14 protein-coding genes are annotated in these 14,924 nt (G+C 56.8%); 2 read left to right on the top strand and 12 right to left on the bottom strand.

Features of this window, described 5'->3' with window-relative positions; translation table 11 throughout:
* The first annotated feature begins 19 nt into the window (after positions 1-19).
* Both ENN66_00830 and ENN66_00835 read left to right on the top strand, forming a co-directional pair.
* Entirely contained in the window at positions 20-697 is a 678-nt protein-coding gene (locus tag ENN66_00830; GenBank protein HDS15178.1) for a TVP38/TMEM64 family protein, read from the top strand.
* A complete protein-coding gene (locus ENN66_00835) occupies positions 694-1,734 on the top strand; it encodes a sulfurtransferase (GenBank protein HDS15179.1) in 1,041 nt (346 codons plus the stop codon). The genes ENN66_00830 and ENN66_00835 overlap by 4 nt, the downstream gene beginning before the upstream one ends.
* A gap of 87 nt (positions 1,735-1,821) precedes the next feature.
* On the opposite strand, the gene ENN66_00840 is transcribed toward ENN66_00835, so the two are convergent.
* From ENN66_00840 to murD, 12 genes are all read right to left on the bottom strand, one after another.
* On the bottom strand, positions 1,822-2,373 hold the full coding sequence (locus tag ENN66_00840; protein ID HDS15180.1) for an NADPH-dependent oxidoreductase: 552 nt from the start codon (positions 2,371-2,373) through the stop codon (positions 1,822-1,824).
* 98 nt (positions 2,374-2,471) lie between these two features.
* Positions 2,472-4,271: a methyl-accepting chemotaxis protein gene (locus ENN66_00845; GenBank protein HDS15181.1), complete on the bottom strand. Its 1,800-nt coding sequence runs from the start codon at positions 4,269-4,271 to the stop codon at positions 2,472-2,474.
* A 104-nt stretch (positions 4,272-4,375) separates the two neighbouring features.
* The gene (gene ftsZ, locus ENN66_00850; protein ID HDS15182.1) at positions 4,376-5,650 is read right to left on the bottom strand and encodes a cell division protein FtsZ; all 1,275 of its coding nucleotides are present in this window, start codon (positions 5,648-5,650) and stop codon (positions 4,376-4,378) included.
* A gap of 207 nt (positions 5,651-5,857) precedes the next feature.
* Entirely contained in the window at positions 5,858-7,090 is a 1,233-nt protein-coding gene (ftsA, locus tag ENN66_00855; GenBank protein ID HDS15183.1) for a cell division protein FtsA, read from the bottom strand.
* Complete coding sequence (locus tag ENN66_00860; GenBank protein ID HDS15184.1) at positions 7,077-7,916, bottom strand: FtsQ-type POTRA domain-containing protein; 840 nt, start codon at positions 7,914-7,916, stop codon at positions 7,077-7,079. The genes ftsA and ENN66_00860 overlap by 14 nt, the downstream gene beginning before the upstream one ends.
* Positions 7,917-7,959: 43 nt before the next feature.
* The gene (locus ENN66_00865; protein HDS15185.1) at positions 7,960-8,889 is read right to left on the bottom strand and encodes a D-alanine--D-alanine ligase; all 930 of its coding nucleotides are present in this window, start codon (positions 8,887-8,889) and stop codon (positions 7,960-7,962) included.
* 26 nt (positions 8,890-8,915) lie between these two features.
* Positions 8,916-9,836, bottom strand: coding sequence for a UDP-N-acetylmuramate dehydrogenase (murB, locus tag ENN66_00870; GenBank protein ID HDS15186.1), 921 nt, complete (start codon positions 9,834-9,836; stop codon positions 8,916-8,918).
* A 13-nt stretch (positions 9,837-9,849) separates the two neighbouring features.
* Positions 9,850-10,155: a BON domain-containing protein gene (locus ENN66_00875; protein HDS15187.1), complete on the bottom strand. Its 306-nt coding sequence runs from the start codon at positions 10,153-10,155 to the stop codon at positions 9,850-9,852.
* A 21-nt stretch (positions 10,156-10,176) separates the two neighbouring features.
* Positions 10,177-11,553 (bottom strand): UDP-N-acetylmuramate--L-alanine ligase, encoded by a 1,377-nt coding sequence (locus tag ENN66_00880; GenBank protein ID HDS15188.1) that lies wholly within the window; start codon positions 11,551-11,553, stop codon positions 10,177-10,179.
* A 60-nt stretch (positions 11,554-11,613) separates the two neighbouring features.
* Entirely contained in the window at positions 11,614-12,735 is a 1,122-nt protein-coding gene (gene murG, locus ENN66_00885; GenBank protein HDS15189.1) for an undecaprenyldiphospho-muramoylpentapeptide beta-N-acetylglucosaminyltransferase, read from the bottom strand.
* Positions 12,713-13,792, bottom strand: a complete 1,080-nt coding sequence (gene ftsW / locus ENN66_00890) for a putative lipid II flippase FtsW (protein ID HDS15190.1) — start codon at positions 13,790-13,792, stop codon at positions 12,713-12,715. Before ftsW ends, murG begins: the two co-directional genes overlap by 23 nt.
* The coding region (murD, locus tag ENN66_00895; GenBank protein ID HDS15191.1) for a UDP-N-acetylmuramoyl-L-alanine--D-glutamate ligase at positions 13,789-14,924 on the bottom strand (1,136 nt) is incomplete at its 5' end. The genes murD and ftsW, both read right to left, overlap by 4 nt.

The raw sequence follows: 14,924 nt of genomic DNA on the forward strand, positions 1-14,924 counted from the left end.
AACTATTCGGAGGCAAAACATGCATAAATACTTAAAACCTTTACTTTTCCTTTCCCTGATCGGATGTATTTTCATACTCACCCGTTTTTTCAGCCCGGCGGAGTTTTTCAACGAGGCCAACCTCCGCTCGCTGCTGGCGCGAGCCGGCATTTGGGCCCCCTTGCTCTTTATCCTGTTTTACAGCCTGGCCCCGGTCTTTTTTCTTCCCGGGCTGCCCATCACCCTGGCCGCCGGGCTGTTGTTCGGACCTTTCTGGGGCGTAGTCTACGCCATCAGCGGCGCCACCCTCGGCGCCACCCTGTCCTTTCTCCTGGCCCGATATTTTTTAAGCGACTGGGTCAAGGGCAAGATCGCTTCCAGCCGCTTTGCCGCCCTCTATGAAAAATCGGCCCGCCAGGGCTGGAAGCTGGTGGCTTTCACCAGACTGGTGCCGCTGTTTCCCTTCAACCTGCTCAACTACGCCTTCGGCGTCACCAATATTTCTCTGCCGGTTTACATGCTCGTCTCTTTTATCTGCATGCTGCCCGCCTGCATCGCTTACGTGGTTTTCGGCAGTTCGCTCTTCAGCCTGGTTCAGGGCCGGATTTCGCCGACCTTTTTACTGGGTATTATGTTGATTCTAGCTCTCAATCTCGGCATTATCTTGTACAAAAAAAGGAAAGCCGGACTTGACGCCGGCCGGGAAAATCTATTATGAAAAAGCTTACGGAGCTTACGATGGTCGCAAACCAGCACCCTAACCGATCATTTTCCGTTTTTTTCAAACCGGAAACGAGCGGTGATGGACAAAAAAAATCCGTTCCGTTCGGCGGAATTTTGAAAATTTTCTACATGGCCAACTTTCTGTTCTGTTTGAATCTGCTGAGCGCAAACCCCAGCCCGGCAGAGGTGAAACTTTTATCGGTGACCGAGCTCAGCAACCGACTTAACGAGCCCAGGTGCGCCATTGTCGACACGCGCAGTTTCATCGCCTACCGCTGCGGCCACATCAAAGGCGCGGTTTCTCTTGACGCCGGCTGCGGCGGTCCCCTGGTCGACAAAAACGGCGCTTTTCCCTGCCGCCTGCGCCCCGGCAAGGAAATCCTGGGCGAACTCGCCGACCGCGGCATCAGTTCCGACCGGCAAATCATCCTCTACGGCGATCAACATTCCTGGGGAGCGGAAGGCCGTCTTTACTGGCTGCTCGACAAACTTGGATTTGACAATCTGGCCCTGCTGGACGGCGGTTATGACGCCTGGCAACGGGCCGCGGGACCGACCGCCGCGCTTTTCGCCGACCGGCTCCCGGCCTGTTCAAAGCTTAAAGACGATGGCTGGCAAGCCCTGGATTCGGCCTTGACCGCACTCAGCGCCACGGCGCTGTGGCGGGGTTTTGCGCGAGGTGAGGTGATTTTTCTCGATGTCCGCAGCCGACAGGAATATGAAGGCGCGATTCTGTATCGGGAAAAGCGCGGCGGCCATCTCCCCGCGGCTCTGCATTTTAATTGGGAGGATTTCCGGCAGGAGGATTGCCGGCTGAAAAAACCGGAAGCGGTTTTGGCCGAACTTAAGCAACAGGGCTTGCCCGACCCGGCGGCGATCGGGAATAAAACGATCATTCCCTATTGCACCGGCGGTATTCGTTCCGGTTATGCCTGGTTTGTACTCAAATGGCTGGGCTACGCCAAGGTCGAAAATTACGACCCCGGTTTCTGGGAATGGGCCGCGGACTCCGCCCTGCCTGTGGAAAAATAAAAAAGCCCCGAATCATAACCATGACTCAGGGCTTTTGTCGACGAATATTTTCCGCCTGCGTTTCCGCCACAAAAATCTCCCCGCCCATCATTGCGCCTGTTTTTTTATCCAGGCCTGAAATTTGTCCATCCATTTCTGCAGAAAGACCCGGCTCCCGGCCTCGATATTACCACCTGCATCGAAAAAATTTTCTCCGACATGGATAAAGGCTTCCGGCTGATTCAGGGTAGGCACGTCCAGACAGGCCAGAATATTGCGTAAATGCTGCTGGGCCAGGGCGCTGCCCAAAGCCCCGATCGAGGCCCCGATAATCCCCGCCGGCTTCCCCGCCCACACATTTTGACCGTAGGGACGGGAACCATGATCAATTGCATTTTTAAGCACGCCGGGAATGGAACGATTATATTCCGGCGTGACAAACAGCAGACCGTGGCTGGCTTTAATTTCGCTCTGCAACCGTTTGACCGAAACGGCCTGATGGTCGTCGTCGTCCTGATTGTAAAGCGGCAGATCCCAAATGGCGATCTCTTTAAAGAAAAAATCGGCCGCAGCCAGGTTTACCAGCACCCGGGCCAGCCTGCGATTGATTGAATTCTTGCGTAAACTGCCGACAATCACGGCAATTTCGTACTTCCGCATAGCCCCGCCTCCCTGATCAATTAAGCACCTTTGGTTGTGGTGAACAAGCCCGCAAGCACCGCTTTGGGCTTACAAAGCTCGCTCTTGCTTGAAAAGGTTCAGACCTTGAAGCGACTGACCAGCTGGTTGATGACCGCCGCCAGTTCGGAAAGTTGTTCGGCATTCATATTGACCTGGCGACTGCTGTCTGAAATCTCGCCGGAGGAACTATTGACCCGGGCGATATCACGCGCGATCTCACCGGCGGCCTGACTGCTCTGGGCCACATTTTCATTAACCTCGTCAATCTTGTGCGAGGCGCTTTCCAGGTTGCCGGAAATTTCCCGGACATTGGCTGACTGTTCTTCAATGGCGGCGGCGATTCCGGTGACGATGAAGCTGACATCCTCGACCACCTTTTCAATGTTCCGCATGTCACTGACGGTTGCCCGCGACGAAGACTGAATACCATCGATACGGGTCTGAATCTCCAGGGTCGCATCGGCGGTCTGCCGGGAAAGCGCCTTGATTTCATTGGCGACCACGGCAAAACCCTTACCGGCGTCACCGGCCCGGGCCGCTTCAATGGTGGCATTGAGCGCCAGCAGATTGGTTTGTTCCGAAATCAGGTTGATGGTCTCCGTTACCTTGCCGATTTCTTCGGCCGAGTTGCCCAGCAGACCGACGCTGTTCGCCGCCTGCTGCACCTTGCTCACCGCGTCTTCAACAACAGCGCGGGCCCGCGAAGTATTGCGGGCAATTTCGTTGATCGTCTCGGTCATCTCCTCGGTCGCCGTCACATTGATCGTAATATTTTCCGCGGAAGAACTCATCGCCTGGGAAATCGAGGCCATATTGCTGCTCATTTCCTCCGCCGCACTGGCCACGCTGCCGGACCATTCCGAGGTCTCCGTCGCGGCTCCCGACAACTGTCTCGAAACGGCATTGAGTTTGCCGGCGGCGCTATACAGTCGAGCCATGCCGTTTTTGACTTCCTTGAAAACCGCCGCCAGATCCAGATTCATTTGATTGAGGGCGCCGGCCAGTTTGCCGACTTCATCCTGCTGGGTAACGACCAACCTTTGCGAGAAATCTCCGGTCGCCATTTCCCGGGCGAATCCGACCCCTTTTTGCAGCGGCAAGACAATCGCGCGTGCAGTGAAAACATAGAGGAATATTGCACCCAAGATCCCCAGCAGGGAGATCAATCCGCCCCGCAGAAGACTGCCCCGCAGGGCCCGGTCGGCCTCGTCCAGAGACTGAATCACTTCAAAGGCCCCATGCATTTCTCCGGCCTGCCAGTTCTCCATTCTGCGCCCCGTCGGGTCAGTGCCGTCGGCCCGCCCCCAAAAATCCGACGCATGAGCCGGGTCACCGTGACAGAAAAGACAGTTTTCGGAAAGAATAACCGGCAGAAAATAGCGCACCGCGTTGGCCTGTTTATCAATCACGTAATATTCGGAAAGCTTCTCGGCCTTGATCTTTTTCAGAGCCGGGCCTTCTATTTCATAATCCAGGCCATAATCCGGCTGATTTTCGGCTCGACGAGGGCTATTTTTCGGCACGCGAAAAACATAACCGCCCTGATCGGCTTTACGCATCGCCGCCCGCCAGGCGGAAACCACCGGAACGCTGCCCAGGACCTTGTCCAGCTCCCCCGCCCGGGCGTAAGTGTTTATCTGGTCGAGTGAGAATAAGCCCTGGCCCCATTTTTCTTCCATTTCCAGACGGGTCGACTCGGCGGTCAGGCAAATGGCCCGAGCCTTCTGCACAAAAGCCGTGATACTTTTCTGCCGGTCGGCCAGCGCGTAAAGAACAAACAGAACCAGAATCAGAAACACCATCGTCAGGGTTCCGGCCAGAGAGATTTTATATTTAAGCGACAAATCCTTGAACACAGTCATCGGCGGAGCCCTCATTTTCCTGCAAAGGTTAAAGCGCGGGGCCAACCTCACGATCGGTAACGCCCTTCAGCCCGCTCCAAGCTTCCGAACCGCCGGTCATCCCGGCAATAAGTCAACCCCTAATCCAGCTGACGACGAATGAAGGCCGGAATATCATAATCATCCACCCCTCCCTCCGCGAAATCGCCTTCCGATGAACCAACCACCTTTTTCATCATCTGCGGCAAATCACGGATATCATCAAGACGCCCCTTGATATGCATGGTCCGATCACGGTCAAAAACTTCATATTTCGGTTCAGATCCGAAGCCCTCTTCCCGACGAGTCCGAAAAGCCGGACGGTCAAAATTTTCACGCCGGCCCGTGGCCGTCCCGATCGGATATTTGCCGTTGAGCCCCAGCCCCGGGCCCCGTACGCTGCTGACCGTTTTCTGGACCGGCTCAAAACCGGTGGCAATTACCGTCACCCTGAGATTCTCGCCCAGCGCATCATCGATCACCACTCCGAAAATAACCTCCGCATCCTCATGAACTTCTTCCTGAATCAGGTTGGCGGCCTCGCTGATTTCATGCAGGGTGACTTCGGTGCCGGCCGAAAAGTTGATAATCACTCCGCGGGCCCCCTGAATACTGAGATCTTCCAGCAACGGCGAGGCAATCGCGCGCTGCGCGGCTTCCATCGCCCGATTCTCGCCGCTGGCCATGCCGGTTCCCATCAGCGCCATGCCGGTATTGCCCATAATGGTTTTAACATCATGAAAATCGAGATTGATTTGGCCATGGACATTAATCAGATCGGAGATACTGCGCACCGCCTGCAGCAAAACATCGTCGGCTTTCCTGAAAGCTTCGAGAACGGTCGTCTCCCGACAGACGGTATTGAGCAGGCGCTGATTCGGTATGGTGATCAGGGCATCGACATTTTCCCGCAGTTTTTCAAGACCGGCATCGGCCACACGCATCTTTTTACGCCCCTCGAAACTGAACGGCTTGGTCACCACCCCGACCACCAGGGCACCGGCCTCACGGGCCAGCTGGGCCACTATCGGAGCCCCGCCGGTGCCGGTGCCGCCCCCCATTCCGGCCGTGATAAAAACCATATCGGCCCCGGCCAGCAGTCCGGAAATAAGTTCGGCGTCCTCCAGAGCGGCGCTGCGCCCGATATCGGGATTGGCGCCGGCCCCCAACCCCTTGGTCATGCGTTCCCCCAGCTGAATCCGGTTCGAAGCTTGAGAGGCATTGAGAGCCTGGGCGTCGGTGTTGGCGACGATAAAATCAACCCCCTCCAGACCCGAGGCAATCATATTATCAACCGCGTTACCGCCGCCGCCGCCAACGCCGACCACCTTAATTTTTGCCGCCAGACCACCATTCTCCGCAAATTCAAATGTCATAGCTCAACCCCCCTGTTTATCTCGTGGAAAATGACCACAATCTGCCTATCTATGTTGATAAAGTATAAATTCATGTAACTATTTAGCCGGGTGATTATCGCCTCGGATTAAACTGGTGCAATCAGGAGACGCTGGGGACAGGACCTGATTGCGGCTGTAAAATCGGATCGTGTTCAGAAAATCCGGGCTGGCTGAATAATTTTTGTATTAAAAAAAATCTTTCAGCCAGGCCAGCGTTCTCTTACAGAAACCACCCATTTCATAACGGCCGATACCAGGTTCTCGCCGAGTCGCCGCCGAATTTTCAGCGGCATACAACAGCAGACCGATGGCCGTCGCATACATCGGGTTGTTGACCGCTTCAAAACCTCGTCCCTGATGCAGAACGGGAAAACCGACCCTCGCCTGCAGGGCGAAAACCTTTTCCGCGAGCTCGGCGGTTCCCGCGAGCAGAGCCGTGCCACCGGTAACCACAATCCCCGAAACAATCTGATCATAGACCCCGGACTTGTGCAGTTCGCGATTGGCGAGCTCAAAAATCTCTTCCAGTCGTGGTTCGATGATTTCCCCCAGAATGTGCCGCGAGAGACGGCGGGGCGGACGGCCGCCGACACTGGGAACCTCAATCGACTCCTCCTGATCAACCATCCGCGAGGCCGTACAGCCGTAATGACGCTTGATTTTCTCCGCTGCTTCGAGCGGCGTCCGCAAACCGATGGCGATATCATTGGTTACATGATTGCCGCCCAGAGGCAGGGAAGCGGTGTAGCAAATCACGCCATTGATAAAAACCGCGATATCGGTGGTTCCGCCGCCGATATCGACCAGCATCACCCCCAATTCACGCTCCTCGGCCGTCAGTACGGCGCGACTGGAGGCCAACTGTTGCAACAGAACGCCGCGGACTTCGAGCCCGGCCCGATTACAACAGCGATAAATATTTGACAACGAGGCGGCAGCGGCGGTAACGATATGGACATCGACCTCCAGCCGCACCCCGGACATACCAATCGGATCAACCACGCCTTCCTGGTCATCAAGAAAAAACTGCTGCGGAATCGTATCGATCACCTCCCGGTCAAGAGGAATCGCCACGGCCCTGGCCGCATCAAGAACCTGGGCCACATCCCGGGCACTGACTTCACGATCCTTGACCCCGATGATGCCATGACTATTGATACCCTGAAGATGGTTGCCGGCAATTCCAGTCTGCACCACCCGAATCTTCTGACCGCACATCTTTTCAGCCTCGGCCACAGCTTGACGGATCGAATCAACCGTACTGTCCAGGTTGACAACCACGCCTTTTCGCAACCCGCTTGAGGGGGCGGTGCCGACCCCGGCAATCTCAAGACCACTCTCTCCGCGCTCCCCGACCAGAACACAGGTCTTTGTCGTTCCCAAATCAAGTCCGACCACCACTCCCTCATTTCTGGCCATCTCTCTCCGCCTTTTTCCCACCGTTATCCAACGATATCCTGAGACCGGCGACCACCGAATCGTAACCGGCGCAATCAAAATACTTGACGGCCGCCGCCTGGTCTCCGAGAACATCGAGCACCTGTCGCCAGCGCCGCAGCCCATGGGTAAAATTTTCCATCCCCAATTGTAACTCCCAGGCCCGTCCGGTGGTGTAAACCGTTAAGCCGCACACTTCATCCACTACGATCTGAGCAATCTGCTCAGGCCAGTCACGGCCTTCATTCTCCCAAGCGCTCTGCAGCTCGGCGCTTTTCTGCAGCAGACGACGCCAGACTTGCGGTCGCTTCCGCCACTCCTGTGGAGAAATACCGCTGATTACCGGGAAATCCAGCACTTCCGCCTGCGGAGCCGGAGCAATCAATGCGCCCTGGTCATCCACCAGATAAAGCTCGTCCAGATAGAGCAGGAGCAGAGGCTGCTTCTCCGTGACCTTGATTTCGAGCCGGTCTGGCCAACGCCTGCGAATCCGGACCGCATCTATAAATGGCAGCGCCTGAACCCGCTCTCGTAACCCCTGCAGACCGAAGGTAAAAATCAACTGCCGGGGCGCCAACGCCAAAGCCTTGACAATCTCCTGACGAGAACTTCGCAGATTACCGCTGACCACAATCTCGCGAACCAGAAAAGCTTCGCGACTTTTACACCAGCTTTCCGCCGCCGTTTTGATGGTCGGCCACCAGAGAAATAACGCGCCGCAGCCGAGGCCGCAGAAACAAAACAGCGCGATCAGCAGCAGCAGCCGTCGTTTATGCCCGGCCGGCAGCGGCGGTCGGGCCAGCCGCATTTCCCGGCGACTATTTGCAATCCGAAGCCTTTTTTTACTTTTTTCAGGCCGGGGCAAGATCAAGACCAGCACCCTTGAGAATGCGATCTATCAGGGTCACGAAATCAATTCCCGCCGCCGCCGCCGCTTTCGGCAAAAGACTGGTTTCGGTCATGCCCGGTACCGTATTAACTTCTATGATAAACGGCCGATTATCCATATCGAGACGAAAATCAACGCGCACCGCCCCCCGATCGCAGGACAGGATACGCGCCGCCGCGCAAGCCAGGCTCTGCACCTCCCGGGTTATCTCGTCCGTCACCGGAGCCGGCACCAGGTATTCGGAATAGCCCTTGGTATATTTAGCGCGATAATCATAGACACCGCCTCGGGCCCGAATTTCGATCAGAGGCAGGGGCTCACCGTTCAGCACCGCCGCAGTCAATTCCAACCCCGGAACATAGCTTTCCAGCAAAACCGGCTGATTGTAGCGATGTGCCTGCGCAAGCGCCTCGGGCAGTTGCTTTTCGTCAGTGACGATGGTCATACCCAGGCTCGAACCTTCAGCCACCGGCTTAACCACCAGAGGATAGCCGCCGGGTGGCAGTTTCACCTCAAGCTCTGCTTCGGTCGAGACGGTATAATCCGGCGTCGGCAGGCCCTGGGCGCGCAGGATTCTTTTGGTCATAACCTTATTCATGGCGATGCTGCTGGCCATAACCCCGGGCCCGGTATATGGAATCTGCAGATATTCGAGAACCCCCTGAATCGTTCCATCCTCTCCGTAAGTCCCATGCAGGGCATTAAAAACCACCGCAACCTGAGACTCCCGCAAACGCTCAACTATCTGCCGGTCGACATCGATCAGGGTGACCAGATAACCAAGCTCCTGCAAAGCCATGGCCACCGCCTTACCGCTTTTCAGCGAAATTTCCCGTTCCGCAGAAAGCCCGCCATACAGCACTCCGATTCGAGTTTCCGCCGCAATTTTCATCCACCCCTCCGCGACCGCCAGATTTTTTATTGGTCCGCAAAAAATTTTATTTCCGCTTCCAGCTCGATACCGCTGTTTTTCCGGACTCGCCGGCGCGCCAGCGCCATAAGGTCGCGCACATCTGCGGCCCGGGCTTCAGGTCCGGCGACAATCACATTGGCGTGTTGCCATGAGATTTGCGCCCCACCGCTAACCAGGCCCCGACAACCGGCCGCATCGAGCAAACGACCGGCGTAGTCTCCAGGAGGATTCTTAAACACCGAACCGGCGTGATTGCCGGCAGGCAGACGCTCCCGGCGACGCCGGCGACATTCGTCAGCTGCGGCGCAAATTTCGGCGGAAATCCCTTTCGGAGCGAGAAAGTAGGCCGCCACGACAATTTCACCCAAGGCCAGGCCGCCATCCCGATACCCCGGCCGCAAAGCCCCGCTCGCACGCCAGACCGGCCCTTCCCGGGTCAACAGTTGCAGCGCCGCAAGGCAGTCGTAAATTGTAGCTCCCCAGGCCCCGGCATTCATGGCCACCGCGCCCCCAACCGTGCCGGGAATTCCAGCCAGTCCGGCAAAGCCGGCCAGACCCTCGCTCTCCGCCAGGGACACCAGCCGAGCAAGCGACACTCCGGCCCCGACCCGCAGAAGCACCGCCGCCGCATCACCGCCAACCATTTCCAGCTCGGCAAAGCCTTCCCCAAGGGAGATCACAACCCGATCACGGATCCCGGCGTCAGCGACCAGCACATTGTAACCGCCGCCAAGCACCAGGTATTCAATCTCAAGCTCGGCCAGCACCCGCAAAGCCAGTTCGAGCTCAACCGGATTCCGGGGATGCAGGAAAAAAGCCGCCGGGCCGCCGATGCGATAGGCGGTTCTCGCAGCCAGCGCTTCATTCTCCGCAAGCAAGCCGCTAAGACTGCAGCGCAGGAGCTTGGCCTTTTCCTCGCCGATCAAACTTTCCTCCGCCTTAAGGTATTATCCGCAGAAGGTTATTAATCTTGACCACCCCCGGAGTCCGAGCCGCCACGGCCAGCACTCGGTTTTCCATATTGGGGCTCTGTACCCGGCCTTGCAGGGTCACTTCGCCCTGATAGACATCCACATCAATTCCGATCACCCCACTGCCAAGCATCTCCGTCAGACGGCCCTTGATCCGGCCGGCGATGACCAAGTCCTGACAAACCGTAGCCGCTTTCCGCCCTCCAGGAGTCGTACAGGCAGAAAAGAACAACAGAACACTCAGTCCGAAAATCACCCAACTTGCTCTAGACATGTTCGCATGCTCTCCGCCCCTTTACAACGGCTGTCCTGCCGCCAGTTCCTGTCCCAGACGAAAAATATCGCCGGCCCCCAGAGTCAGCACCAGATCACCGGGCCCGCTTTCCGCCCGCAGAAAACCCCGTAAGGCGTCGCGCTCGGCGAAATACCTGACCTGCTTATGGCCATGTAAACGAACTGCCGCCGCCAGACTCTCACCGCTGACCCCGGCCAACGGCGTTTCTCCGGCAGCATAGATCGGCGTGACAATCAACATGTCGGCTTCGTTAAAAGCCACGAGAAAATCGTTAAAAAGATGTTCGGTGCGCGAATAGCGGTGCGGCTGAAAAACCGTGACCAGTCTACGTTCCGGCCAGGCCTGACGCAGGGCTTCCAGGGTCGCGATAATCTCGGTCGGATGATGTCCGTAGTCATCCATCAATAAGGCTCCGTTAACTTCGCCCAGAATCTGGAGCCTCCGCTGAACCCCGGCAAAACCAGATAAGTTCCGCCGGATATCGGCAAACTCCAGCCCCAGTTCAAACCCGGTGGCGATAGCCGCCAGGCAATTGAGAACATAATGCCGTCCCGGCATATCAATAACGAACTCTCCTAGTTCACAGCCCCCGGTGAGCACCTTGAAACGGCTCTGCATGCCACAGATTTCAACCTCGACCGCCCGGACATCGGCTTGCGGGTTAAAACCGTAGGTCGTGATTCTCCTCCCGATCCGGGGAATGATTTCCTGCACCCGGGCATCATCCAGACAAAGAACCACCAGACCGTAAAAAGGCACTTTATTCGCAAAGGCGACAAAATGATCCTCGATCTGACTTAAGCCGCCCAGGTAATAATCCAGATGTTCCCGATCGATATTGGTAATGATGGCAATGATCGGCGACAGGGCGAGAAAGGAACCGTCGCTTTCATCGGCTTCAGCCACCAGGATTTCCCCTTGGCCAAGACGGGCATTACTATTGATACTGTTGAGACGACCGCCGATCACCACCGTCGGGTCGAGATCGCTGCCACTGAGCATGGTCGCGATCATCGAGGTGGTCGTAGTCTTGCCATGGGTGCCGCCGACCGCAATGCCGTATTTAAGCCGCATCAGCTCCGCCAGCATCTCCGCGCGGGGAATCACGGGAATAGCCCGGGTCCGAGCCTCAAGCACTTCGGGATTATCGTCCTTAACCGCCGTCGAGCGCACAACGACCTGAACATCGGCGAGGTTTTTACGATCATGACCATAATTTATCCGGGCGCCAAGTTTTTCCAGCCGTTCGGTAACCGGGCTGGTTCTCAGATCGGATCCATGAACCTGATAACCGAGATTAAGCAGGACTTCCGCGATACCGCACATGCCGCTGCCGCCGATGCCGACAAAATGAACCCGCTCAACTTTATGGTGCATACCTTTCAACTAAACCTCCCCTTTGGTGCGCCGAACCGAGACGAGAAAAACATGGTCCCATTACATCAAGTTCCGACAATGATCGACAATTCTTGCCGCGGCCCCGGGTTGTCGCAGTTGCAAGGCGGCCCGGCTCATCGCCATCAGACGCTGCGGCGATTTGATCAGGGATTCAATATCAGCCGCCAGATTTTCTTCATCAAGTTCCACCTCCGGCCGTACCCAGGCCGCCCCGGCCTCGACCAGAACCCCGGCATTAAAGCTCTGGTGATCATGCGCGGCCTGCGGAAAGGGCACCAGCAAGGATGGCTTACCAAGTTCAACCAGTTCCGCCAGGGTCAGGGCTCCAGCCCGACAGATCACCAGATCGGCCGCCGCGTATTGCTTCTCCATGTCTTCGATAAAGGCCACGGCCCGAGCCCGGTCGGGCCAAGCTGCGTAAGCTTGTGCAACTGCGGCAAGTTGCGCCTGACCACTCTGATGAACAATCCATAACCGGGGATAACGCGCCGCCAGCCGAGCAAAAACAGCCGGCAGCAGACGGTTAAAAATCGAAGCCCCCTGACTACCGCCGACCACCAGCAGAGCAAAGGTTTCTTTTTGCTCCTGATTGTCCATCGCCGGCGGTCCGGATTCCGCGCCCCCCCCAGCGCCTCGCAGACCGGAACGCAGGGGATTGCCGTAATTATGGATTCTGCGGCTGCGAAGATGGTCCCGGGCCCGGTCATACGCCGTGAATACCGCCGCGGCAAAAGGCGCCAGGAGACGATTAACCAGGCCGGGGAAAACATTCTGTTCCTGAATAACCCAGGGCAACCCGCCAACCATCGCCGCCAGAAGCACCGGGGCGCTGGCATAGCCCCCTAGACCGACGATCAGGGCGGGCCGGTAGCGAACCAGCAGGATCAAGGCCTGAATCACGGCTTTAGGAAAACTCAACGCCGCCTGCAGGCTGCGCCGCCGTCCGACCCCGACAAAGCCCTGAACATCCAGAAAAACCAGAGGATAACCGAGTTCAGGCAGGATCCTGGCCTCAATCCCGCGCCGGGTTCCGGCAAAAATAATTCTGGTATTCGGCTCCCGAGCAAGAAACTCCTCCGCCAGGGCAATACCCGGAAAAAGATGACCACCGGTGCCGCCACCGGCAAACAGAATGGTTTTAACGGGTCTGGCGACTGACATTAAGCAACACTCCCACGGCGGCCAGGGAAACGCAGAGCGAACTGCCGCCGTAACTTAGAAAGGGAAAAGTCAGGCCCTTGGTCGGCAGCAGCCCGAGCGTCACCCAATAATTAACCGTCATCTGCAAAACCAGAAGCAGCGTCAGGGCGAAAGCCAGTAGTTCACCAAAACGATCCGGCGCCGAACGCGAAATTTTCAGGCCGGTCAGAAAAAACATCAACATCAGAAAAACCAACAGGCTGACTCCGATAAAACCAAATTCTTCGGCCCAAACCGCCACGATAAAGTCGGTGTAAGCTTCCGGCAGATAAAACAGCTTCTGAGAACTGTTACCCGCTCCGACCCCGCTCATCCCGCCGGCTCCGTAAGCAATCAGAGACTGTTTAAGCTGATAGGAGATTCCCTTCCCATCCCAGTTAAGAAAGGAACTCAGACGCTCAAGACGATAACCCCGACCGGCAATGGCGATCACTATACCGATGCTTCCGACTAATCCAAGCAGAACGAGATGTTTGACCCTGGCTCCGCCAATAAAAACCAGAATCACGGTCATCACGCCGATAACCACCGACGAACCAAAATCAGGCTCCTGCATAAGCAGACCCACGAGCACTCCCAAAATCAGCAAGGGTGGCAGCAGACCCCGCTTAAAATCCTGAAGGGCCTCTTCCTTTTTGGCCAGATAGGCGCACAGATAGATGACGAAACTAACCTTGCAGATTTCCGATGCCTGAAGATTGAAAAACGGGGTTTTGATCCAGCGCACCGCGCCTTTGACCTGGTGGCCGACACCCGGAACCAGCACCAAGGCCAACAAAGCCAGGCTGATCAGAACCAGAGGCACGGTCAGCCGACTCCACCAGTGATAATCAAAACGCCAGCAGAGCACCATCAGCAACGAACCAGAAACCGTAAACACTATCTGTCGCCCGAGATAATAACCACTTTGACCATGCAGATGAAAGGCTTTGATGCTGCTCGCATTAAAGACCATCAGCAAGCCCAGACAGAGAAAAGCTCCGACTGCGCCCAAAACAATTATTTCTTCGCGCTTCATCCAGCGTCCTCAAGATTTTGCACGAGACGGCGAAAACAGTCACCTCTTTCCTCGTAATTCTTAAATTCATCAAAACTCGCGCAGCCAGGGGCCAGCAGTACGACATCTCCGGGCCTGGCGTTTTGCCGCGCCAAGTCCAGGGCGGGCGCAAGCTTTTCTGCCCCATCCCCGGCGCAAAGTTCAGGCAGTTGCCGGGCGATAGTGGTGGCGGCCTGGCCAAAAGGGATCAGACACCGCAAATTACCGGAGAGAAAATCCCGCAGCAAGGTAAAATCGGCGCCTTTGTCGTAACCGCCAAGCAACAGAACCAGCGGTTGCGTAAAGCTCGCCAGGGCCTTGAGCACGGCGTCGATATTGGTCGCCTTGGAATCATTGTAATAATTAACCCCACTCCGGCAACCGACATATTCGAGCCGGTGAGCGATGCCGGAAAAACCGGTCAGCACCTGAACGGCAATCGACTCATCAACCCCCCAGACCAGGGCGGCAAGCAGCACCGCCAGGGCATTGGCGCGATTATGGGCTCCGGGCAGACGTAACGAAAAGGCCGGCCGGCGATGACAGACAATCGTTCCGTCCGGGCGAGGTAGTTTGATAACAATTTCATCCCTGAGCCAGGCCGCCCCCAGATCGACTTCATGGCTGAGACTGAAAAAGAGAATGGCGGGCCGCTCCGCCCCGGCCTCGCGTTCACGGACCAGCCGGTGGCCGAAATCCGCGAGCGCCGTATCATCCTGATTGAGAATCAGGTAATCTGAACGCCGCTGCCGGCGACAGATTTCAGTTTTCGCTTCCAGATAGGCGGCCGCAGCGGGATAGCGATCCTGATGGTCTGGGGTCAGATTCAGAATCACCGCCACCTGCGGACGAAAGCTGTCCATACTTTCAAGCTGAAAGCTGCTCAGTTCCAAAACCCCGGCCGCGAAATTTCCCCCTATCATCTCCACCGCCGGACGCCCGATATTACCGCCTACAAAAGCGTTAATTCCGGCCGCCGCAAAAATCTCCCCCAGCATGGTGATACTTGTGGTCTTACCGTTAGTCCCGGTCAGGGCCAGCAGTGGGCAACCGCAGTAACGAGCCGCCAGCTCGACCTCGCCGATAATCTCACCGCCGGCGGCCCGGGCCGCCG

The sequence above is a fragment of the Pseudomonadota bacterium genome (assembly GCA_011049115.1).
Classification (GTDB): Bacteria; Desulfobacterota; Anaeroferrophillalia; order Anaeroferrophillales; family Tharpellaceae; genus DSCM01.

Excerpts from the sequence above, each read along its gene's own strand:
- ENN66_00830 (HDS15178.1), top strand. The coding sequence starts at position 20 with ATGCATAAATACTTAAAACCTTTACTTTTCCTTTCCCTGATCGGATGT.
- ENN66_00835 (HDS15179.1), top strand. The coding sequence starts at position 694 with ATGAAAAAGCTTACGGAGCTTACGATGGTCGCAAACCAGCACCCTAAC.
- ENN66_00840 (HDS15180.1), bottom strand. The coding sequence starts at position 2,373 with ATGCGGAAGTACGAAATTGCCGTGATTGTCGGCAGTTTACGCAAGAAT.
- ENN66_00845 (HDS15181.1), bottom strand. The coding sequence starts at position 4,271 with ATGAGGGCTCCGCCGATGACTGTGTTCAAGGATTTGTCGCTTAAATAT.
- ftsZ (HDS15182.1), bottom strand. The coding sequence starts at position 5,650 with ATGACATTTGAATTTGCGGAGAATGGTGGTCTGGCGGCAAAAATTAAG.
- ftsA (HDS15183.1), bottom strand. The coding sequence starts at position 7,090 with ATGGCCAGAAATGAGGGAGTGGTGGTCGGACTTGATTTGGGAACGACA.
- ENN66_00860 (HDS15184.1), bottom strand. The coding sequence starts at position 7,916 with ATGCGGCTGGCCCGACCGCCGCTGCCGGCCGGGCATAAACGACGGCTG.
- ENN66_00865 (HDS15185.1), bottom strand. The coding sequence starts at position 8,889 with ATGAAAATTGCGGCGGAAACTCGAATCGGAGTGCTGTATGGCGGGCTT.
- ENN66_00875 (HDS15187.1), bottom strand. The coding sequence starts at position 10,155 with ATGTCTAGAGCAAGTTGGGTGATTTTCGGACTGAGTGTTCTGTTGTTC.
- ENN66_00880 (HDS15188.1), bottom strand. The coding sequence starts at position 11,553 with ATGCACCATAAAGTTGAGCGGGTTCATTTTGTCGGCATCGGCGGCAGC.
- murG (HDS15189.1), bottom strand. The coding sequence starts at position 12,735 with ATGTCAGTCGCCAGACCCGTTAAAACCATTCTGTTTGCCGGTGGCGGC.
- ftsW (HDS15190.1), bottom strand. The coding sequence starts at position 13,792 with ATGAAGCGCGAAGAAATAATTGTTTTGGGCGCAGTCGGAGCTTTTCTC.